21 protein-coding genes are annotated in these 20,776 nt (G+C 51.1%); 7 read left to right on the top strand and 14 right to left on the bottom strand.

Annotated elements, in window-relative coordinates:
• Positions 1-138: 138 nt before the first annotated feature.
• Positions 139-1,179 carry an EF-P beta-lysylation protein EpmB gene (gene epmB / locus ACJJI7_RS08430; RefSeq protein ID WP_020411596.1) on the bottom strand — a complete coding sequence of 347 codons (1,041 nt, stop codon included), beginning with the start codon at positions 1,177-1,179 and terminating at the stop codon, positions 139-141.
• 676 nt (positions 1,180-1,855) lie between these two features.
• Here epmB and ACJJI7_RS08425 point away from each other — a divergent pair.
• From ACJJI7_RS08425 to epmA, 4 genes are all read left to right on the top strand, one after another.
• Positions 1,856-2,566: an iron-containing redox enzyme family protein gene (locus ACJJI7_RS08425; protein WP_020411598.1), complete on the top strand. Its 711-nt coding sequence runs from the start codon at positions 1,856-1,858 to the stop codon at positions 2,564-2,566.
• A gap of 167 nt (positions 2,567-2,733) precedes the next feature.
• Positions 2,734-3,528: an aldolase gene (locus tag ACJJI7_RS08420; RefSeq protein ID WP_020411599.1), complete on the top strand. Its 795-nt coding sequence runs from the start codon at positions 2,734-2,736 to the stop codon at positions 3,526-3,528.
• Positions 3,529-3,810: 282 nt separating this feature from the next.
• Positions 3,811-4,383, top strand: a complete 573-nt coding sequence (gene efp / locus ACJJI7_RS08415) for an elongation factor P (RefSeq protein WP_020411600.1) — start codon at positions 3,811-3,813, stop codon at positions 4,381-4,383.
• Between the two features lie 53 nt (positions 4,384-4,436).
• Positions 4,437-5,390, top strand: coding sequence for an EF-P lysine aminoacylase EpmA (gene epmA / locus ACJJI7_RS08410; protein ID WP_444902323.1), 954 nt, complete (start codon positions 4,437-4,439; stop codon positions 5,388-5,390).
• Between the two features lie 37 nt (positions 5,391-5,427).
• Here epmA and ACJJI7_RS08405 read toward each other — a convergent pair whose 3' ends face one another.
• The 11 genes from ACJJI7_RS08405 to ACJJI7_RS08355 form a co-directional block, all read right to left on the bottom strand.
• Positions 5,428-6,228: a GNAT family N-acetyltransferase gene (locus ACJJI7_RS08405; protein ID WP_444902324.1), complete on the bottom strand. Its 801-nt coding sequence runs from the start codon at positions 6,226-6,228 to the stop codon at positions 5,428-5,430.
• An 81-nt stretch (positions 6,229-6,309) separates the two neighbouring features.
• The gene (gene cysE, locus ACJJI7_RS08400; RefSeq protein ID WP_245556646.1) at positions 6,310-7,137 is read right to left on the bottom strand and encodes a serine O-acetyltransferase; all 828 of its coding nucleotides are present in this window, start codon (positions 7,135-7,137) and stop codon (positions 6,310-6,312) included.
• A gap of 1 nt (position 7,138) precedes the next feature.
• Complete coding sequence (locus ACJJI7_RS08395) at positions 7,139-8,125, bottom strand: SrkA family protein kinase (RefSeq protein ID WP_444902325.1); 987 nt, start codon at positions 8,123-8,125, stop codon at positions 7,139-7,141.
• Between the two features lie 160 nt (positions 8,126-8,285).
• Complete coding sequence (locus tag ACJJI7_RS08390) at positions 8,286-8,756, bottom strand: ankyrin repeat domain-containing protein (protein ID WP_444902326.1); 471 nt, start codon at positions 8,754-8,756, stop codon at positions 8,286-8,288.
• A 54-nt stretch (positions 8,757-8,810) separates the two neighbouring features.
• Positions 8,811-10,310 carry a catalase gene (locus ACJJI7_RS08385; RefSeq protein ID WP_444902327.1) on the bottom strand — a complete coding sequence of 500 codons (1,500 nt, stop codon included), beginning with the start codon at positions 10,308-10,310 and terminating at the stop codon, positions 8,811-8,813.
• A 156-nt stretch (positions 10,311-10,466) separates the two neighbouring features.
• Positions 10,467-10,850 carry a DUF6632 domain-containing protein gene (locus ACJJI7_RS08380; RefSeq protein WP_282951836.1) on the bottom strand — a complete coding sequence of 128 codons (384 nt, stop codon included), beginning with the start codon at positions 10,848-10,850 and terminating at the stop codon, positions 10,467-10,469.
• Between the two features lie 40 nt (positions 10,851-10,890).
• Positions 10,891-11,268, bottom strand: a complete 378-nt coding sequence (locus tag ACJJI7_RS08375; protein WP_020411608.1) for a VOC family protein — start codon at positions 11,266-11,268, stop codon at positions 10,891-10,893.
• Positions 11,269-11,499: 231 nt separating this feature from the next.
• The gene (locus ACJJI7_RS08370) at positions 11,500-11,916 is read right to left on the bottom strand and encodes a RipA family octameric membrane protein (RefSeq protein ID WP_020411609.1); all 417 of its coding nucleotides are present in this window, start codon (positions 11,914-11,916) and stop codon (positions 11,500-11,502) included.
• Positions 11,917-12,110: 194 nt separating this feature from the next.
• The gene (gene acs / locus ACJJI7_RS08365; protein ID WP_282953634.1) at positions 12,111-14,048 is read right to left on the bottom strand and encodes an acetate--CoA ligase; all 1,938 of its coding nucleotides are present in this window, start codon (positions 14,046-14,048) and stop codon (positions 12,111-12,113) included.
• A gap of 243 nt (positions 14,049-14,291) precedes the next feature.
• On the bottom strand, positions 14,292-14,657 hold the full coding sequence (locus ACJJI7_RS08360; RefSeq protein ID WP_282951838.1) for a cupin domain-containing protein: 366 nt from the start codon (positions 14,655-14,657) through the stop codon (positions 14,292-14,294).
• Positions 14,658-14,714: 57 nt separating this feature from the next.
• Positions 14,715-15,158 carry a 2-thiouracil desulfurase family protein gene (locus ACJJI7_RS08355; protein ID WP_475717119.1) on the bottom strand — a complete coding sequence of 148 codons (444 nt, stop codon included), beginning with the start codon at positions 15,156-15,158 and terminating at the stop codon, positions 14,715-14,717.
• 222 nt (positions 15,159-15,380) lie between these two features.
• Between ACJJI7_RS08355 and ACJJI7_RS08350 the strand changes: the two genes are divergently transcribed.
• Positions 15,381-16,298, top strand: a complete 918-nt coding sequence (locus tag ACJJI7_RS08350; protein WP_020411613.1) for a polysaccharide deacetylase family protein — start codon at positions 15,381-15,383, stop codon at positions 16,296-16,298.
• A 44-nt stretch (positions 16,299-16,342) separates the two neighbouring features.
• Here ACJJI7_RS08350 and panD read toward each other — a convergent pair whose 3' ends face one another.
• Together panD and panC are read right to left on the bottom strand one after the other, a co-directional pair.
• Complete coding sequence (gene panD / locus ACJJI7_RS08345; RefSeq protein ID WP_020411614.1) at positions 16,343-16,729, bottom strand: aspartate 1-decarboxylase; 387 nt, start codon at positions 16,727-16,729, stop codon at positions 16,343-16,345.
• 14 nt (positions 16,730-16,743) lie between these two features.
• On the bottom strand, positions 16,744-17,592 hold the full coding sequence (gene panC, locus ACJJI7_RS08340) for a pantoate--beta-alanine ligase (RefSeq protein WP_020411615.1): 849 nt from the start codon (positions 17,590-17,592) through the stop codon (positions 16,744-16,746).
• A 294-nt stretch (positions 17,593-17,886) separates the two neighbouring features.
• Here panC and ACJJI7_RS08335 point away from each other — a divergent pair, with 294 nt between their 5' ends.
• Positions 17,887-18,588, top strand: coding sequence for a DUF6515 family protein (locus tag ACJJI7_RS08335; protein WP_020411616.1), 702 nt, complete (start codon positions 17,887-17,889; stop codon positions 18,586-18,588).
• A 241-nt stretch (positions 18,589-18,829) separates the two neighbouring features.
• Entirely contained in the window at positions 18,830-20,752 is a 1,923-nt protein-coding gene (gene speA, locus ACJJI7_RS08330; RefSeq protein WP_020411617.1) for a biosynthetic arginine decarboxylase, read from the top strand.
• Positions 20,753-20,776 lie beyond the last annotated feature (24 nt).

Below are 20,776 nucleotides of genomic sequence, written 5' to 3'. Positions count from 1 at the left end.
TACAGCCTAAGACGAGCCCAGAGGTCGGCGGCAACTATATAGATAGGCGAGTCGGTACATTTAGCCTAGATCAATTTAACGCTATTTTTACAGCACTTTAATCCTGGTACTTTATGGAGGAATAACCTTCTGTATTTTCTAGTTGCTTTCAGATAACTCTATGGGTGTTTTGGAGGGTACACCGGGGATTTCCCGCACCAATTTCGGTACCAAGTATCCAGGCAATCGATGACGTAGTTCTTCAATTATTTGCAACGCCCTGCTATCACTCACTTCAAAATGCGCCGCACCCTTGACCCTATCTAACTGGTGCAGGTAATAAGGCAACACGCCCGCGTCAAACAGTGTTTCGCTAAGGCCTTCCAGGGCTGCACAACTATCATTGATACCACGCAACAGTACCGCTTGATTCAGCAATGTGACTCCAGCAGCGCGAAGACAAGAAAGTGCGTTACGTACCTCATCATCAATTTCGTTGGCGTGATTACAGTGCAGAACTAATACCGGCTTCAGGCGTGAGCCAGTAAACCAGGACAGCATTTCGTCGGTGATACGGCTCGGCGCCACTATTGGTAAGCGGGTGTGAATGCGCAGTTTATCCAGATGTGCTATCTGCACCAGCTCATTACTTAGCCAAGAGAGCTGGCGATCATTGATCACCAAAGGATCACCACCGCTTAAAATCACTTCTCGCAACTCCGTATGTGCACGCACATAATCCAGAGCCGCCGACCACTGCTTTCGATTCAGGTGGTTCTCACTGTAGGGAAATTCGCGGCGAAAACAGTAACGACAATTCACCGCACATTGCCCTGCAGTAATTAGCAGCAGGCGACCGTGATACTTATGCACCACTCCGGGCAGAGGGTTTGCCTCAGCCTCCTGAAGAGGGTCTGCACTAAACCCCACCACTGTTTCCAACTCTGCAGCACCGGGTAAAACCTGCAGAAGTAATGGATCTTTCGGGTCAGCAGGTCGCATACGCTTGATAAATGGACGCGGCACGCGCAAGGAAAACTGGCTACTAGCATTCAGGGCTTCGGGTAATTGGGCTGGATCCAATTGCAACAACCGGATTAGCTCGGCAGGATCAGTGACCACATCAGATAAATCATCCTGCCAGCGGCGGGACTCACGAGTGCCGATCAGTTTGCTGTCGATAGGTGATGGATTCGCCATAGGGTTACGCAGGCATTAGGGAAAACACTAGAGGTGAGGCAATTGTACCAGAAGCGGACTACAGCCCGGGCAACTCTGCGATGCATGCCCGAATAAGCCTGGCTCGAAGCCAAATATCATCAAAGCAAGAGGATCAGAACCATATAGTCACGCGCACTGCAAACCAACAAATATCGATCCAGGCCGAAAAGCTCGACCTGAACCCTATGAAGCAAGCCCAACGCAAGAGTTTATCCGTATATTTTCCAACTATTGTCTATTCAACTTCATCACAAAAACAGTAAAAAAAAATTGAAGAATAAACTAGCGCCAAACGGCTTGAGAAAACAGTAGTAGCAATACGGTTCGCCCCAGCAGGTCCCTATGGGCTTGGCCTGGAAGCGAAGCGGCAACTTCACCGCCCGAGAGAACAAAGAATTATCCTTGAATAAAGAAACACGCTTAGTAAAAAAATAACTATCAAATTGAAAATATTACTTTTCGTACAAATTTCTTTAGGAAATTCTTCATAATTCCCCCATTCCCAACAGGGTTAATACGGTGTTAATTTAACCAAAGACAAAGCAATAATAACCTTGTCTTTCTTGAATTCAGTGCACTCGAATTTCAATAAAAATTAAATCGGGGTAATAACCTAGCCCTGCAGAAAAATGGAATTACAAAAAGGAAAAATTCGATGGAAATGCAGCTCGAATTACTTGAGGCAAATAAAGATTTACTGATTGAGCAGACCCGCGCTCATCCTTTCCTCAAGCGCTGCCGCGATGGCTCTGTAACCATAGAAGAGCTGAAAATTTTCCTGGTACAACAGGGAATTTACAGTAGTTACTTCGTGCGTTACCTGTGTGCGATGATGGCAAATCTCCCCAGTAATAAAGAGGTTCACGAACTGGCAGAAAACCTGATGGAGGAGCTTGGCCTGGAGCCGGACAGCCCCAAGCCACATGCAGAAATTTACCGTGAAACCCTCGAGCATTTTGGCTTGAGCCTGGAAAATGCGGAAATGCTGCCGGGCACTCAATATTTGATAGACACTATGTTCCAGCACTGTCGCGACCTGCGAGCAAGCTCCGGTCTGGGCGCACTGTGTCTGGGAGCCGAAGCCTTGGTACCGGATCTGTACAGCGATATTGTTGCCGGCTTCCGCTCCTGTGGTATCGCTGACAAACATCTCACCTTCTTCTTGCTGCACATTGAATGTGATGATGGTCATGCAGAAACCATTCGTGACATTATGATCGAGATCGGCAGTCAGGATGCCTCGCAACTCGACGTTATGCTGGATGCAGGCCGCCGCCTGGTACAAGCCCGCCAGCAGTTTTTTGACTCGATCGAAACTGCCTACCACGCCATGACCCCAGAGCAAGTCCAGGCAATCCCTGCCTAAGCCGTGTGTGCCCAGCAACTAAAAAGTAGCTGGGCACTGCACAAGGATGTGAAGGCAATAGCACTAACCCCACACCTGTTGCGATAAATTCAAAATGGGATTTTTCTAGAGGCATTCTGCAAGACAGTGCCCCTCGAAATCCTATGCTATCAGCATTGGAGTACAACATGGCTGAAACACTATCCATGCAAAAACGCGAGCTTATTGAGCGCGCCAGCAAATCCATGAAACTACACTTGGACATGCCCCAATGGTCCCTGCGGGAGAAGCTTGCACTTACCTGCCGCATTTTATTTACTCATGGGCACGATTCCGGTTTGGCAGGGCAAATTACAGCCCGCGCAGAAACCCCGGGCAATTACTATACCCAGCGACTTGGCTTAGGCTTTGATGAAATTACCGCATCCAACCTGCTCGAAGTCAACGAAGACCTTGATGTCCTGTCCGGTGAAGGGATGGCTAACCCCGCTAACCGTTTTCATACTTGGATTTACCGAGCAAGGCCGGATGTAAAGTGTATTGTGCATTCCCACCCAATTCATATTTCCGCACTGTCCATGCTGGAGCGTCCACTGAAAATTTCCCATATGGACGCCTGCATGTTGTATGAGGATATCGCTTTCCTCAAAGAGTGGCCCGGCGTACCGGTAGGAAACAACGAAGGCGAAATTATTGCGGAGGCAATAGGGGACAAACGTGCCATTCTCCTTGCCCACCATGGTCTGATCATCGCATGTCGCTCGGTGGAGGAAGCCTGCTCCATGGCCCTGCAATGCGAGCGTGCCGCCCAGCTGCAGATGCTGGCGGAATCTGCAGGTACCATTCAGGACATAGCGCCGGAGTTGGGCCGCGAGGCTCACGATTGGATACTGCAGGAAAAGCGCAGCCAGGCAACCTTTGCCTATTACGCCAGGCGCCTGCTGCGGGACATTGATAACACCAGCGATAACCCCCTGAGCTGATACACACTCCTGTCACCCTCTGCAGTCCGCAAGCCTTGCGGTTCGCGGACTGCTTCAAATCTACCACTAGGCCCAGCCGTAGCGCTTCGTTCAAGGCGCCCCCCTCCTGTATAATCTCGCCCCATCTTTTCAGGGCTGCCGGTGAATTCTTTGCGCCGGAGCCGAACGAGTCGCTCGCAGCTATCAGATTTGGCGGCAGCCAACAGAGCTACCCGGCCTGAACGGGAAGAAAAACTCGTTAAAAATCATATAGATAAACGACTTATAAGGGCTCTATTTGCTATGGCTAGTTACTCCACCAACGAATTTAAGGGCGGCCTCAAGGTAATGCTGGACGGCGACCCCTGCTCTATCGTGGAAAACGAGTTCGTAAAACCTGGCAAGGGCCAGGCATTTAACCGCGTAAAACTGCGCAACCTGAAGACCGGACGAGTTTGGGAACGTACCTTCCGCTCCGGCGAGAGCCTGGAAAGCGCGGATGTAATGGATCGCGAAATGGAATACCTCTACAACGATGGAGAGTTCTACCATTTCATGGAGCCAGAAACTTTCGAACAGCACCAGGCCAGTACAGATGCCGTGGGGGATGCAGCTAAGTGGCTCAAGGAACAGGATATTTGCACTGTGACCCTTTACAACGGTGTACCGCTGGCAGTAACCCCCCCCAATCATGTGATCCTTGAAATCACTGACACCGACCCTGGCCTGCGCGGTGATACCGCCCAGGGTGGCACCAAGCCCGCTACCCTGGCTACCGGCGCCGTAGTTAAGGTGCCCCTGTTCCTGGAGATTGGCGAAACCATCAAAGTGGACACGCGCACCGGCGAATATCTGGGCCGCGCCAAAGAAGACTGATTTTTCCTTCCCTGTGGGCGGCCACCCGGCCGCCCGCTGCCTGAGCCACTTCAATGACTACTGACCTATGGCGCCCCAGCGCCACCATTAAAGCCCTGCGCCAACGCGCCTCGCTTCTAGCAAAGATCCGCCACTTTTTTACCCAACGCCAGATTTTGGAGGCGGACGTACCGGTGCTATCACGCCGCGCTACCAGCGATCCACACATCGAATCTATCAGTGCCCTGTGTAGTGGCTCTCCCGCCTACCTCGCCACCAGCCCGGAGTTCGGCTTAAAACGGCTGCTGGCCGCAGGCATTGGCGACTGCTACTACTTGGGCAAAGCCTTTCGTCAGGGCGAGGCAGGTAGCCGCCACAATCCGGAATTTACCATGCTGGAGTGGTACCGCTGCGGTTGGGATGACCACCGCCTGATGGATGAGGTAGCAGACTTACTCCGCAAGGTACTGGGTATTTCCCAGATGCAATCCCTCAGTTATCGCGCGCTTTTTCAGCGTGAACTACAACTGGACCCCCACAGCGCCAGCGACAGAGAGTTGATCGCCTGTGTCGAACGGGAAGTGGAGTTGTCCTTTACCCCTGTCGAGCGTGCCGAATGCCTCGATCTACTGATGAGTCATCGCCTGGAGCCCGCCATGGGCGAGGGTATTACCCTGCTCTTCGACTTCCCCGCTGACCAGGCCGCACTCGCCAAAGTGATTCCAGACGAACAGGGCATTCCGGTCGCGCGTCGCTTTGAGGCCTATGTCGGAGGGCTGGAATTGGCAAACGGCTACTGGGAGTTGACCGACAGCACCGAACAGCTACGTCGTTTCGAGGCAGACTTGGCCTACCGAAGGGCCCATAACCGCATTGCAAACCCCTTTGAAGAACGCCTGGTTTCTGCCATGCAAGAGGGCATGCCCGAATGTGCAGGTGTGGCTTTAGGGGTGGACCGCCTGTTGATGCTGGCAGGAGGCTATGACTCTATCGAGGATGTCATCGCCTTCCCCATAGAGCGCGCCTAAATTCTACTGATACCTACTCACTAACGTGTACAGTAAGTTAGGGAGAGTAAACATAGCGGGCTACTTCGCCCACAGCAAAAAAACCACAATCCAGAGGCAATTGCTGTTTATTCGCCGGCGCAAGTGCCACCAGGCTGCGATGGTGGCTGGCCTGGGCCTGCTGAAGCAAGTGACGAAAGAGTGCACGGCCGATTCCACGGCTCCGGTATGCCTCTAACGTAACGAGGTCATAAAGACCCAATGCATCGGCGGAGGCAAACAGGCAACCCGCCGCCACTGGGGTACCCTCCAAGCGCGCGAGAACAAACTTGAGCCGCGCACGTTTCTGTTCAGGTATATCTACCAACGCCCGATAAAACTTTTTCAGCTGCGCCCCTTCCTGGACGCTGCCACACCCAGCCGCCTGTACTTCTGCATAGCTGGCGAGATCCTCTTTTTTTACGGAGGATATCACCAATTTTTCATTTTCATCTGCTCCTGCCGCAGCATCCGGGCTGAGGCGCTGGATCTCTGCCGCCATAGCCACTTGCGACTGCCTGCGCTGCAAACCCATTTCTGCCAAGGCACTGTCATCCTGAGGCTTGGAGGCACTGTGCCAAAGGGTAAAAGGACTGTGGCGCTCAGCAAAATAATCCAGCGCAAACCGTTGCAGTATACGCGGTGGCATTACCGAATTTGAGACCACCTGGTTGAGACGACCCGACAGTAGACCACTATCACTGCGCACTATTCCGGTGATTTCCTTGGTGTGATTTGGATTGAGTAAGCCCGCACAATAGCTGGCGTGGTTCTCGAGGTTTCGACAGACGAGGTTTTTGGCGCTGAGACTGTATTTCATGGGTACAAGGATAGTTCCATTTATCCGTTTCCCTTGGGAAGAAGTTACCCCGTTGTTTCAATACAAACGGAGTAACAATCGCTACTTTTCCACTTGTGAAAGGGCGCATTGATCCATGGACATAGCCGGCTGGGCACAAGTTGCCGGCCCCTGAACCTTGGCAGGTACCCCAGCCACCAGTGTCTTTTCCGGGACCGGTTTTAGTACCACACTGCCGGAGGCCACCTGGGCACATTCACCCACTTCAATATTGCCAAGTACTTTGCTACCAGCGCCAATCAGGACGCCACAGCGGATTTTCGGATGGCGATCGCCACTCTCTTTACCAGTGCCACCCAGGGTCACCGACTGCATAATGGAGACATTATTCTCCACCACTGCGGTTTCACCGATAACAATACCAGTCGCGTGATCCAATAATATCCCCTCTCCCACCTTAGCTGCGGGGTGAATATCCACACTGAAAACTACAGATACCCGATGTTGTAGAAATAATGCCAGTGAGCGGCGCTGCTGTTTCCACAACCAATGTGCCACCCGGTATACCTGCAGCGCGTGGAAGCCCTTGAAATATAAAAAGGGCTCAAAAAGGGAGTTACAGGCAGAGTCACGCAAGTAAATAGCATTCAGGTCTGCGCGGGCAGCGTGACCGATACTTGGGTCCGCCTCCAGGGCCTCATCGATCACTTCGCGGATCAACAATGCTGGTGCTACAGCGTTATCCAGTTTATTGGCCAAGTGAAAGCTAAGCGCCGCCTCCAGAGAGCTGTGATTGAGAATAGTGGCATGCAGAAAGCTGGCGAGAATGGGCTCCTGCTCTACTTGCTGCGCTACTTCAGTACGAATTCTTTCCCATAACAGGTCCGTCTTTGCCTCTGCGCAGGTGACATTCATTGCGGGTTTTTCCATGTTAGACCGCTCCCAGTGTCAGTGGAGGTTCCAGCAGCGCTGACTGCTGCTCGCGTAATGCCAGTATATGTTCAGCCCAATAGCGGGCCGTATTGAACCAGGGGAAAGCCTGGGGAAATGCCGGGTCCTGCCAGCGACGTGCCAGCCAGGCAGCGTGATGCATCTGGCGAAGGCAACGCAACGGTTCCACCAGCTGTAACTGCTGGGGATCAAAACTATAGAAGGTTTCATAACCTTCGAGAACCGTGTCCAGGTATGCAGTTTGCTCAGCGCGGTTGCCGGAGATCAACATCCAAATATCCTGGATAGCCGGCCCCATCAGGCAATCATCCAAGTCAACAAACCAGGGGGTGTCATCGCGCCACAGGAAGTTGCCGCTGTGGCAGTCACCGTGCAGGCGCAACAGATCCCAGTCACGCTCAAAAAGTGGGGCCACCTGCTCAATGATATGACCCGTAACGGAGGCATAGGCCTCCCGGTTCTCCAAGGGCAGGAAATCACCACCGAGAATAAATTCGCGGCTGTCGATGGCAAAGTGCTGCAGGGTCAGGGACGGGCGATGGCTAAACGGCTTAGCACTACCTACAGCATGGATGCGTCCAAGCATGGTCCCCACCTGCTCCAGGTGATCAAAATTATCCATTTCCAACTGGCGCCCACCGCGACGGGGAAACAACGCAAAGCGGAAACCTTGGGATTCCAGCAAGGTGCGTCCGTCAAATTGCAGGGGCGCCACTACGGGAATTTCCTCTTCTGCCAATTCCAGGGTGAACTGGTGCTCCTCCAATATCTGCTGATCGCTCCAGCGATCCGGGCGATAAAACTTGGCGATCAGTGGTTCCGTACCCTCAATACCCACCTGGTAAACGCGATTTTCATAGCTGTTTAAAGGGAAAATACGCGCATCAGAGACAAGCCCACTACTCTCAACGCAGTCAATCACCACGTCCGGCGTGAGGGCTTCGTAGGGATGGTGATTCTGGGCCATAGCGGGTACCAACTGGATTGCAGCTGGCTATGCTAACGCGGTGGCAGGGGCGGGGACAAACACTGAATTAGATTGTTATGCCTGGCTGTGGCCTCAGTAGAAAAATAAGCGCAGTGCTGCGGTTCGACACTCTGACGTACCAGCCGTGCTCTATGCAATTTTAACCGCCATTTTCCCGCTGTTGCTGCAATAGCTGAACTACGCGGTCGCGGCCAAACACCTTGGCAAAATCCTCTGCAGAGTGCCCAGCTTTATTGGCTTGCTGTGGATCACAATCCTGCTTAAGTAAAGTGCGGGCAAGGGCAAATTCACCGCGGAAAACCGCCGCCATCAGAGCAGTATTCCCACGCCGATCCTGTACACAGGCGTCAGCGCCCTTTTGCAATAGGTAGTTCACCGCCTGCGCATTGCCGTTATAAGTAGCAATCATAAGGGCCGTATAGCCTTTGGAATTGCGAACGTCCAGGGGGAAACCCGCTTCGGAAAATTCACGCAATACTTCAGTATCACCGACCCTGGCCGCAGCAAAATAATACCGGGAGAGTTCGGCAAAACCAGAGCCGGCATTTCCTGGCTCTTCGGCCTGAACACCCAGGGCAAGTAAGAGCAGCGTGGATAATATTGATCTCATAGTTGCATCTCTCAAATATTGCGGGTGACAAAGCCACCCGCTCTCCAGCTAAATTTACTGAACCAGCTTCCTGACTCGAACCAAATCTCCACCAACAGCTTTGGTCAGGCGTTGTCCGTAATCATTGTCGGCTTGGTAGAAGTAGCTCAGCATAATGTGCTTGGTATTGTCATCGCGCACTTTACCCAGATCGCCAGCCAGGTTTTCGATCAGATTCTGGCGTTCTTCCGGGCTCAGACTGCGATAGAAGGCACCCGCCTGAGCAAAAGGCAGCTTCTTCTCAATCGCCTTTTGCTGGGTGCGGCCACTTAGAGGTTTACTGCTGTAAAGGCCTTTCGGGTCCTCATTGCGCACATCGATGCGGCTCGGCTGGTAATTCACAGTAGAAGCCTGTTGACCGTAATTGCCTGCTCCATCCTGATTCCAGTTGGTTACCGCCACGCGGGGGCGGTTGATCGGCAACTGCTGGTGGTTGGCGCCCAGGCGATACATTTGAGTATCAGAGTAGGAAAACACACGCCCCTGTAACAAGCGGTCTTCAGATGGCTCAATACCGGGAACAATATTGGCTGGCGCAAACGCGGATTGCTCGGTTTCCTGGAAGAAATTAGTGGGCACACGGTTGAGCGTCATAGTGCCGACTTTGGTTTCTTTCACGTCCAACCACATTTTGGTGGCATCTAACGGATTGTAATTAAAGCTGTTCAGCTGCGAGGGCTTCAGCACTTTAATATACAAGTCCCACTGGGGATATTCGCCCTTTTCAATCGCCGCATACATATCGCGGGTAGCATGACTGAAGTCCTTGCTCTGAATTTCCGCTGCCTCTTCCGCAGTCAGGTTTTTAATACCCTGACGGGTTTTCCAATGAAATTTCACATAATTCACATCACCCTTGTCATTAACAAGCTTATAGGCGTGAACGCCCCAGCCATCCATCTGACGCAAGTTGGCTGGTGTACCGTAATCGGAATAGACCCAACTCAACATATGGGTGGATTCCGGCACGTGGCTGAAAAAATCAAAGAAGCGATTGGGGTCCTGCTGATTAGTCACCGGGGAGGGCTTCAGCGAATGAACCATATCCGGGAATTTAATCGCATCACGGATAAAAAATACCGGCAGGTTATTCCCTACCAAATCCCAGTTACCTTCTTCTGTATAAAATTTGGTGGCAAATCCACGCGGATCGCGCAGGGTTTCCGGTGAACCCTTAGAGTGAATTACAGTAGAAAAGCGCACAAACACGGGAGTTTTGCTACCGGGCTCAAAGACCGCAGCGCGCGTTAAGTGGCTGATATCCGCTATAGGCACAAATTCACCGTGAACTCCGGTTCCTCGCGCATGCACCACTCTCTCAGGGATACGTTCTCGCGCGAAGCGTTGCAATTTCTGAATTAAGTGCACATCCTGTAATAGGTTACCGCCATTCTCTCCTGCAGTCTGGGAGTTCTGGTTATCACCCACCGGCGCACCATTATCGCGGGTAAGTGTCTCAGCATTGGCGCCTCCTATGAGGCCAATAGTTAATGCAAATAAGGGAAGGTATTTCATCGCTGGGTTTGCCCCTGTAGTTGTTTCTATCACAGGGGAAAAGCTTATAGGGGCGAACAATAAGCTGGAAATTGGACCTTATTATCGTTCTTATAGCGGGGATTAATTGAGAGAGAAAGTTGAATTACTCCAGAGATAATGCCCTCAATTATCCTGTTATTTTTTCACATGCTTGGGCATCAGATACCAAAGGATTACAGCAACCAAATAAAGCGCAGGTATATCTCCCATCAGGTTTTCTCGCTCTGTAACATCAACAAGGGCCTGAATTAACATAATGGTTGCGTGCACCAGACTCGACCAAATAGTAAACCAAATTAAGCTGGCATCAGCCGCCGGGTTTTTGGCCGCGCGAATTAGAAATACTCCCAGGGTGGCATATACACCCATTATCATCTGCTCATATTCCGGTTGTCGAGGAGTCCAGCCCCATCCCGCAGGCCATATCCACATCATCATTGGAAAAATAGCCAGAATAAAAATCAAGCCAACAACAACCAGCGCAATAGACAGATACTTGGCGCGAGCATTATCATCCATAAAGCTCTCCAGCAGTTATCAGTAAAGTTAAGCTCTTTAGCTAGCCCTGCAGGTCGCCTGGAAGATGGCAGACCACTTCCAGGTTATTGCCATCGGGATCTAAAACGTAGGCCGCATAGTAGTCTGGATGATACTGCTCATAGACGTCGGGCACACCATTATCGGTGCCTCCGGCCTGGAGCGCGGCCCGGTAGAAATCACGCACCACCTCGCGCTCTTCCGCGCGAAATGCGATATGTAATTGTCCGCTGGCAGGTCCGCTACTATAGATCCAGAACTCAGGTTTATCCGCCCAGCCAAAACCGGCAGAATTATCAAACTCCATCACCAGCTCATATCCCAGAGGAGTGAGGGACTGGCGGTAAAAGTCACTGCTACGCGCAAGGTCCTGAACTGGAATTTTGATATGGTCCAACATGCATAAGCTTCCAAAGTAAAGCAGTGGCAATATCGACAACCTGCAAGATAGTCCAGCGGATTGAAGTGTGCCCTTTTTAGGGAAAATCATGTCGGCTTTTACAGCCTATGAGACTGTCTTTAAGCGAACAAAAAACTCTGTAGAGAATGCCATTGCGTATACAAATCTCAAATGACATATCTAATTTGGCCAGGAAAACTGGCCAGAAAAATTTAGTATTCACGTCATCATCTAAGGGGTGACATACCAATGATGTAATCCATAGGCCGCCACCCCAAAACCAAAGATAAGCTGGCCAACTAGTAGCACACGAAATGCAAACGTATATCGAGCGAGATCCCCCCTGCGTATTGCGTCATTGGAAAAGATCCTGGCTTCCTCTGGAAAATTCTGCTCCAACGTTTTAAGAGCCGGCACAGCAAGTTTAAGTAGTTGACGGCTTCGGATATCCATTAGCCAGAATACAGTTACCAGGATTACCACAAATCCGCCCAGCAGAGCCAGGATAAGGGGATGAAAGTTTTTCTCTACCGCGGTGAAGATGCCCCCCTCGACAAACATGGTTAATACCACAAAGAAATTAAATACCTTGAGTCGCTGATCTGCGGCAAAACGGTAGTGCTCGCAAAGATACTGTCCCTGCTCCAAACGGATTCTCCTTTACTGCATTGAGCAACTGGGCTTACCCCAATCTGCTAAAAGCTTGTCGTTATGTTCAAGCCTTGTCAGCTATAAAATGGCTGTTTTTACTGCCAGTAAAAAAGCCGGGCTAAACCCGGCTTTTGCATTATGTCTCAGCGCGCTATGGCGGCTAATCAAAGCATTGATGTGGTAAGTCTCTATTAGCGATTTTCGCGATGCTCTACCAGCTCGTCAACTACTGAAGGGTCCGCGAGTGTGGAGGTATCTCCCAAGTTATCCAGCTCATTACAAGCAATCTTACGCAAAATACGACGCATAATTTTGCCCGAGCGGGTTTTTGGTAATCCAGGTGCCCACTGGATGAAATCGGGCTTGGCAATAGGACCTATTTCTTTGGAACAGAGATCTATCAGCTCCTGATGTAGCGCATCAGAGGGAAGGCACCCTGACTTCAAAGTAACAAAAGCATAAATGCCCTGCCCCTTAATATCGTGGGGATAGCCAACGACTGCCGCTTCCGCCGTATCATTGTGCAATACCAGGGCACTCTCAATTTCCGCAGTGCCCAGGCGGTGGCCGGACACATTCAATACATCATCTATGCGGCCTGTAATCCAGTAGTAGCCATCCTCATCCCTGCGCGCCCCATCGCCGGTGAAGTAATAACCGGGATACATGGAGAAATAGGTATCGATCATGCGCTGGCGATCTCCGTAAACTCCACGAATTATTGAGGGCCAGCTTCTCTTGATCACCAAAGAACCCTCACCTACACCATGAATTTCCCTGCCGTTCCCATCTAAAAGCGCCGGCTGGACACCAAAGAATGGCTTGCTAGCGGAGCCGGGTTTAAGTGCCAGAGCTCCAGGCAGAGGGGTGATCATATGGGCACCAGTTTCAGTCTGCCACCAGGTGTCCACAATTGGGCAGCGCTCATCGCCAACTACCTTGTAGTACCACTCCCAGGCCTCCGGATTAATCGGCTCACCAACGGTACCCAGCAGACGTAATGAGCTTCGATCCGTACCTGTTACAAATTTATCACCGGCTCCCATCAGCGCGCGAATTGCTGTCGGCGCCGTGTAAAAGCTATTTACTTTGTGTTTATCTACAACCTGCCAGAACCGGGATGCATCGGGGTAAGTGGGTACTCCCTCAAACATTAAACTCGTAGCGCCAGCGCACAGGGGTCCATAGACGATATAGCTGTGTCCTGTGATCCAACCAACATCAGCAGTACACCAAAAAACCTCGCCCTCTTTGTAATCGAATACATATTTGAAAGTCATAGTGGCCATCAATAGATAGCCAGCAGTGTTGTGTAAAACTCCCTTGGGCTTTCCAGTGGATCCGGAGGTATACAAAATAAAGAGAGGGTCCTCTGCGCCGATAACTTCTGGCGGACAGTCACTTTCCATTTCGACCACGGACTCGGCATACCAGATATCCCGCTTACTGTCCCAGTCCACCGCTGTGCCCGTATGTTTAACCACTATCGCCGTATGCACATTGGGGCAGTCTGCCAATGCTTTATCCACATTGGCTTTCAGGGGCACTCGCTTACCGCCGCGGACCGCTTCATCAGCAGTAATCACCAGGCGACAATCGGAATCGAGGATGCGATCTTTCAGGGATACCGGGGAGAAGCCACCAAACACGACCGAGTGCACCGCACCGATACGGGCACAGGCGAGCATAGCGTAGGCTGCCTCGGGGATCATCGGCATATAGATACAAACCCGATCCCCTTTTTTAACCCCTCGGGACTTCAGTAGGTTGGCCAGCCGGCACACATTTTCGTATAGGCTTTGGTAGCTGATTGCCTTGCTGTCCGCGGGATCATCCCCTTCCCAAAGAATCGCTGTCTGCTCGCCACGGTTGGCCAGATGTCGGTCAATACAGTTCACGGTTACGTTTAACTGACCATCAGAAAACCAGGCGGCGTGGCCTTTGTGCAGATCCTCCTCAAGAACTTGCGTAAACGGCTTGTCCCACTGCAAAAAGTCCTTGGCCTGTTGCGCCCAAAATGCCTCTGGGCTCTCCACCGATTGGCGGTACATTCTTTCGTAGTCTTCAGCGCTAATAAGCGCGTTGGCAGCAAAACTGGGGGGAACCGGGCGGGTATGCACTTCAGACATCATCCTCTCCTTTATTATTAGCGCAGCAAGGCCAGCTTAGAGAAACCTGAAATTATTAGAGCTTTATTCTTGCCACTTTATAACATAGCCACTGCGAAATAATCTCCACATCTCACAGCCCAGTGTATTGGTAGGCGATAATTCTATGCAGGCCCTGTAAGATAAAGCCACAACAAAAAAGAAGATAATGGAATAAAATTGGTTAATAAATCGCCTGTTTATTGCAGAAAATGCAGATACCGATTAAATCCAGATATCATTTTCAGCAGTTAACTCTCCACAGGCATCACCGGTATTAACAACCCCTTTGGGCTCAATCAGCAGGACTTCACATTCCTGTTCAGCCTTAGGTTTATGCTCCACACCTTTAGGCACTACTGTCATCTCACCGGGCCCCAGAGAAATGACTCTATCACGAAATTCAATCTCCATATTGCCCGAAATTACAATAAATACTTCATCGGTATCGGGATGATCATGCCAGGTAAACTCCCCTTGGATTTTCACCAGTTTTAACTGGTAATCATTCATCTGGGCAATTACCTTAGGGGACCAGTGTTCCGAGAAAAGACTCAGCTTTTCTTTAAAATTGACAACTTCAGAACTCACTTTTTGATGCGTAGTTATCATTGGTCTAAATTTATTTATGCTCAAAACTCAATTTGGTCAAGAAGAACCGATAAGTTCTCTGAGAATACCCACAGTATGCTGGCTAAATACCTGTATTCCCGATTTTTCAAGAAGCGCAGATACGACACCAACACCGACTATTTTCTTTCCTGAAAAACTGCCATCGTAAATATAACCGCTGCCGCAAGACGGGCTATTTTCAGTAAGCACTGCATAACGAATATTATGTCGACGACATAGTTTGAGGGCCAGTTTAGCCCCCAACAAAAACTGGTCGGTTAAATCTTTTTTTTCGCTTCCTATAACTCTGGCTGCACCCGTTAAAATGTCTGCTCCATTACCACCGCTGATCTCCGCCGGCGCTCTCGGAATAGGCAGTCCGGCCGCAACTTCCGGACACAGAGGAACTATCTCCTGGGTTTCCACAAGCCAATCAAAATCACTGTTGTAGACCTCAACATCAGTACCGTTGTAACGCACGGCACACCCCAGGAGGCAGGAACTAACTAGTATTTGGGTCATATACACCTGCGACCAAAGAAGACACAATAGGGAATCCAGTTCAATGGTCAGTGTACTTTAGATTACACGGTGAGGATAAGTTGCCTGGCAAGCAGATTGAGACAGAAAGCCTGATTAGCAAGACAGGTCAAACCGGTCCTAGCGAACTGCCCATACATAAACTCATTAGAGACAGAAATCATGCAGCGTTCAATCTTATTGTTGATAATCTGCCTGTTAACAACCCCTGTGGCTAACGCCAAGCAACTGGCAATTACATTCGATGATGCCCCTCGTAAAGCCGATGGATACTTTGACGGACCAACCCGAGCCAAAACGTTAATTGATAGCCTGAAAGAGCATCAGATTGGCAAAGTGACCTTTTTTTCCAATACCCGGTTCCTGGACAAGGAAGGCTTGGAGCGAATGCGCCTATACGACAGAGCCGGACATATTATTGGCAATCACACTCACAGCCATCCAAACTTTCTAAATACAGAGCTACCCACCTACCAGAAGGAGTTTCTACAGGCACACCAGTTACTCCAGCAATTTGACAATTTTAAGCCTTATTTTCGCTTCCCCTACCTGCGCGAAGGGGAGACTGTCGAAAAACGGGATGGCATGCGAAACCTGTTGCAGGAACATAATTATCTCAATGCCTATATCACCTTAAATAATTACGACTGGTATATCGAAGAGCTTTTCCAAACGGCAGTGAAAGATGGGAATCCGGTTGATTTGGAGAGACTCTCCAACTTTTATGTCGACGTCCTTATGGCAAGTATTAATTACTACGATGATATGGCAATTAAATATCTCGGACGTTCACCCAAACACGTAATATTGCTGCATGAAATGGATATCACAGCACTGTTTATTGGTGATCTGGCTCAGCGACTAAGGCTGGAGGGGTGGGAAATAATTTCTTTGGAAGAGGCCTATCAGGACCCCATCGCTGATTACCAACTCGGTCAACCAATTAAATACAACCCCGGCAGAATTGGCGAAATCGCTCTAGCTAAAGGACAAAAGAAAAACCTCTGGCATTACACCCTGGATGAGTCCTACCTGGAAAAGAGGTTTAAACAGGAAGTGTTATTAATGTCTGGTCAATAAGCGGCAGAGATGCTACAGGGCACAACGCCCTGTAGCGAGAAGAATCAGGCTTCCGCTAACTGAACCGGAATAGTATTAGTGCTGCGCTCAACCTTGTTTTTCTCATCCAGGTAGACCAGCTTGGGCTTATGGCTATCAGCCTGTTCCTCGGTCATCTGCGCATAGGAAGCGATAATAATACGATCGCCCACCTGGACACGGCGAGCTGCAGCCCCATTCATAGAGATGATTCCTGAGCCGCGCTCGGCCAGGATTACATAGGTATGAAAACGCTCACCATTACTCACATTATAAATATCGATTTTCTCGAATTCGCGCAGACCGGCCAGCTCCACCAGCTCTCCATCAATTGCGCAGGAGCCGTCATACCAGAGTTCAGCCTGGGTCACCGCGGCCATATGCAGTTTGCACTTCAACATTTCGATTTGCATAGTTGGATGCCCCTTTAAAGTTCCAGGGAAACGTTGTCGATCAGGCGTGCAGCGCTGGTATACATCGCTCCCAGAATCGTAATTTGTTTGTCGTCATCTGCCGCCGGCTGTAAATCCTTGCTATAGCAGATGGAGAAATAATCTACGCGAAAACCGCTATCTTCTATACGCTTGCGCGCCTCTTCTTCAAGGGCGGCAAAGTCCCGACGCCCCGCAATGATCTCGTCTTTTGCCCAGTTCAGCGACTGGTTCAACACAGAAACCTTGGGCCTCTCATCCACCGTGATATAACCATTGCGGGAACTCATCGCCAGGCCATCCACCTCCCGGTGCACCGGGGCCGCAACAATTTCCACTGGCATGCACAGGTCTTCCACCATGCGGCGAATCACCGCCAATTGTTGGAAATCCTTGATGCCAAATACGGCCTTATCCGGCTGTACAATATTGAAAAGCTTGGCCACTACCGTCGTCACCCCTTCGAAGTGGCCGGGACGGCTGGCACCACAAAGTACATCGGTCATAGCCGGGCAAACCACACGGGTCTGCTGATCCATGCCATTGGGGTAGATTTCGTTCTCATCAGGATGAAACAGGAAATCACACCCGGCTTCGCGCAACCTGGCCATATCCCGCTCCATGGTACGCGGATACTTGTCCCAATCCTCGTTCAGGCCAAATTGCAGGCGGTTAACGAAGATAGACACCACTACCAGATCGCAATGTTGCTGGGCAATCCTGACCAGTTCTATATGGGCATCGTGAAGGTTGCCCATCGTAGGCACGAACCCAACGGTCTTGCCGTCCCTGCGGGCTTTGGCCAGCGTCTCGCGCAGGCTCGCTACGTGGTGGAAGACTTGCATCTCTCTACCGCTCACTGTGAATCAGCGCGGCATAATACTCGCTGCGACCGGGTGTCTCAACAGAGCAAAAATCGCCGCTATCTATAGGTTTCCGACGAGTGTACCGCTCAACTCCCCAGATTGGAGAAAACATTGACAATTGGATTGTCAGTCACCCCCATCAGCTGCCTTTCTTTTGACTAGGTCTGCCTACAGTTCAGGAAGTGTTCAGACCCGCCAAGGCAAACTGCCCGCCAAGATACACAAAAGACCTCAAACGACATAACAGAGCCACTCGTGCTCGGGAGTGCTGCCATGAGACACCTTGCTACCGCCATCGCTACTGCGGGCTTGCTGCTGATAGCAACCCCAGCGCTGTCCGAAGTCAACCAGGGATACCAGCGTGCAATAGACCACGACCATCATGGGCAAGGGAGAGCTCAACGTGAGCAGCGTCATTTTGAGCGCAGCCATAAAAAGCATCACGATAAGCACTACGATCGCCAGCAGGAAAAAAAGCGTCGCAGGCAGGAGCGCAAGAAAGAGCAGCGCAGACAACAGCGCAGGGAAGAACGCAAACATCGCCGCGAAATTCGCCATGCTTACAATGATGGCTACAACAAAGGCTACAAGAAAGGCCACAGAAAAGGCCATCGGCATGGGCATCGCGCGGCTCATAGGCCCCTTTACCGCCACGGTTATCGCGGTCATCGCCCCCACCACCGTCCGACGCACTATGGTTATGGCTATCGCTGGCGCCACCTGCCTCGCAACTTCGTCAGTATTAGCATCGGTGCAGCCGGCTTCTATTACAGCGAGGGTATTTTTTACCGCCCGGCATCCCACGGCTATGTGGTAACCCATGCGCCCCATGGAGCCATAGTACACAGTTTGCCAGCCTCAGCACTCACCGTGATTGTCGGCGGCTACAACTACTACGTCGCTTACGATACCTACTATCTGTGGGACGATGTACGACGCGGTTACCGTGTAGTGCCACGACCCGGCCTGCTATAGCCCAATACCACCCCCCCACTCCTGCGGCCCTCGGGCCGCTTTTTTATTCCCCCTACTTCCATACCCCTCAAATCCGATCAAAAATTCAGCATTGTCACAGCACGCAAATACCTCTCAAATTGACTGAGTAATCATTTGGTTTTGCCGTATCAAAAATTAGCGTTTTTTTATCTATAGTTATTGCTTTCCAGCCCTGCTGGGCCCAAGATTCGCGCCCGCCAAAGGTCAACAGAAAGGCGCCATGAAACAGCAACAAGTAAAAGATTGGACTTGCGAAGATTCGGCCGAACTCTACGGCATCCGCAACTGGGGCGCCGGCTATTTCGATCTAAATGAAAACGGTGAAATTTCAGTTCAGGTAGAGGGCCAAAACGGAGAGTCCTACAGTGTTTCCCTGATGGAGATTGCCCGCGGCGCCACCGAACGCGGCCTGGGCATGCCGCTGTTATTGCGTATCGAAAACCTGCTCGATGCTCAGATCGCCCGCATCAACGAATCCTTTGCTCGCGCTATCGACAACTGTGGCTACAGCAACGTATTCCGTGGAGTCTTCCCCATCAAAGTGAACCAGCAATGTCAGGTGATCGAGGAGATCGCCACTGCTGGCAGTCACTTTAACCACGGTCTGGAGGCCGGCAGCAAGGCGGAGCTAATTGCGGCGCTATCTATTCTGGATAACACCGAATCCCTGATTGTCTGCAACGGCTACAAGGACGAGGAATTTATTAACCTCGGCCTGCAGGCACAGCGCCTGGGTATACAGGTTTTCTTTGTAGTGGAAACCCCCTCCGAAGTAGAGACCATTATTCGTTGTGCGGAACGCGAGCAGGTACGACCCAATATCGGCGCGCGGGTGAAACTCGCCTCCAAAGTGGGGGGCTATTGGAATGCCACCAGCGGCGACCGCAGTATCTTCGGGTTGGGCAGTAACGACCTGATTGCCATGGTCGACCAATTGCGCAATCACGATATGCTAGATTGTCTCAAGCTACTGCATTACCACCTGGGCTCACAGGTACCGAATATCCGAGATATTCGCACCGGTGTGCTGGAAGCCTGCCGCTACTATGCCGACCTTGTGGAGGAAGGAGCCCCCATGGGTTACCTGGATCTGGGCGGCGGCCTGGCAGTGGACTACGACGGCACGAAAACCAACTACACACACTCCAAGAACTATTCCCTGGATGAGTACTGTGTGGATGTTGTGGAAGCCATTATGGGCACCCTCGACAGTGAGGGCGTGGCACATCCGGTGATTATTACCGAGTCCGGTCGCGCCACTGTGGCATACTCCTCAGTGTTGCTGTTCGATATCCTCGATACCACCCGTTTTGAACCGGTGGAGCTCGAACATACCAAGATCAGTGACGACGATCACCAGATGCTACTCAACCTGCAGGATGCGGTGCGCAATATCACTCCAAAAAACCTGCAGGAAAGCTACAACGATGCCCTCTATTACCGCGATGAATTGCGCTCCCTTTACCTGCATGGCCAGGTGAGCCTGCGCGAACGCGCCAATGCGGAAAACCTGTTCCTGCAGGGCGCCCAGGAAATTCGCAAACTGCTCGATGAGGCTGAGGAAATCCCAGCGGATCTACAGGCCCTACCAGAAGTTCTGTCGGATATTTACTACGCGAATATGAGCGTATTTCAATCGGTGCCGGATATCTGGGCCATCGACCAGGTGTTCCCTCTTCTGCCGGTCCACCGCTTGAACGAAGCACCGACACGTTCAGCCATCATTGCCGATATCACTTGTGACTGCGACGGCAAGATCGACCGTTTTATTGGCCGCGAAAAAGAACAGAAAACTCTGCCACTGCACGAGCTAAAAGAAGGTGAGGACTATATCCTCGGAACCTTCCTGATCGGCGCCTATCAGGAAACCCTTGGCGACCTGCACAACCTGTTTGGCGATACTAACGTAGTGAGCGTGCGAATCCAGGACGATGGCAGTATCGACTTCAGCCACGAGATTCACGGCGATAGTATTTCAGACGTACTGAGTTACGTAGAATACCAGCCCAAAGTGCTGTTCGAGCGCTTCCGTCGCCTGGCGGAGCGTGCGGTAAAACAGGGGTTGATTACCGCCGCGCAGCGCAAGCAGATCCTACAGACCTATACCGCTAGCATGAGCGGTTACACCTATTTTGAAAAATAAGGCCCTGCGCCTTTGAGAAGATAG

It is taken from the genome of Microbulbifer variabilis, assembly GCF_056232115.1.
The sequence above is the reverse complement of the archived record's forward strand: the minus strand, read 5'-3'. Positions and strand labels throughout refer to the sequence as shown.

Excerpts from the sequence above, each read along its gene's own strand:
- epmB (WP_020411596.1), bottom strand. The coding sequence starts at position 1,179 with ATGGCGAATCCATCACCTATCGACAGCAAACTGATCGGCACTCGTGAG.
- ACJJI7_RS08425 (WP_020411598.1), top strand. The coding sequence starts at position 1,856 with ATGGAAATGCAGCTCGAATTACTTGAGGCAAATAAAGATTTACTGATT.
- ACJJI7_RS08420 (WP_020411599.1), top strand. The coding sequence starts at position 2,734 with ATGGCTGAAACACTATCCATGCAAAAACGCGAGCTTATTGAGCGCGCC.
- efp (WP_020411600.1), top strand. The coding sequence starts at position 3,811 with ATGGCTAGTTACTCCACCAACGAATTTAAGGGCGGCCTCAAGGTAATG.
- epmA (WP_444902323.1), top strand. The coding sequence starts at position 4,437 with ATGACTACTGACCTATGGCGCCCCAGCGCCACCATTAAAGCCCTGCGC.
- ACJJI7_RS08405 (WP_444902324.1), bottom strand. The coding sequence starts at position 6,228 with ATGAAATACAGTCTCAGCGCCAAAAACCTCGTCTGTCGAAACCTCGAG.
- cysE (WP_245556646.1), bottom strand. The coding sequence starts at position 7,137 with ATGGAAAAACCCGCAATGAATGTCACCTGCGCAGAGGCAAAGACGGAC.
- ACJJI7_RS08395 (WP_444902325.1), bottom strand. The coding sequence starts at position 8,125 with ATGGCCCAGAATCACCATCCCTACGAAGCCCTCACGCCGGACGTGGTG.
- ACJJI7_RS08390 (WP_444902326.1), bottom strand. The coding sequence starts at position 8,756 with ATGAGATCAATATTATCCACGCTGCTCTTACTTGCCCTGGGTGTTCAG.
- ACJJI7_RS08385 (WP_444902327.1), bottom strand. The coding sequence starts at position 10,310 with ATGAAATACCTTCCCTTATTTGCATTAACTATTGGCCTCATAGGAGGC.
- ACJJI7_RS08380 (WP_282951836.1), bottom strand. The coding sequence starts at position 10,850 with ATGGATGATAATGCTCGCGCCAAGTATCTGTCTATTGCGCTGGTTGTT.
- ACJJI7_RS08375 (WP_020411608.1), bottom strand. The coding sequence starts at position 11,268 with ATGTTGGACCATATCAAAATTCCAGTTCAGGACCTTGCGCGTAGCAGT.
- acs (WP_282953634.1), bottom strand. The coding sequence starts at position 14,048 with ATGTCTGAAGTGCATACCCGCCCGGTTCCCCCCAGTTTTGCTGCCAAC.
- ACJJI7_RS08350 (WP_020411613.1), top strand. The coding sequence starts at position 15,381 with ATGCAGCGTTCAATCTTATTGTTGATAATCTGCCTGTTAACAACCCCT.
- panD (WP_020411614.1), bottom strand. The coding sequence starts at position 16,729 with ATGCAAATCGAAATGTTGAAGTGCAAACTGCATATGGCCGCGGTGACC.
- panC (WP_020411615.1), bottom strand. The coding sequence starts at position 17,592 with ATGCAAGTCTTCCACCACGTAGCGAGCCTGCGCGAGACGCTGGCCAAA.
- ACJJI7_RS08335 (WP_020411616.1), top strand. The coding sequence starts at position 17,887 with ATGAGACACCTTGCTACCGCCATCGCTACTGCGGGCTTGCTGCTGATA.
- speA (WP_020411617.1), top strand. The coding sequence starts at position 18,830 with ATGAAACAGCAACAAGTAAAAGATTGGACTTGCGAAGATTCGGCCGAA.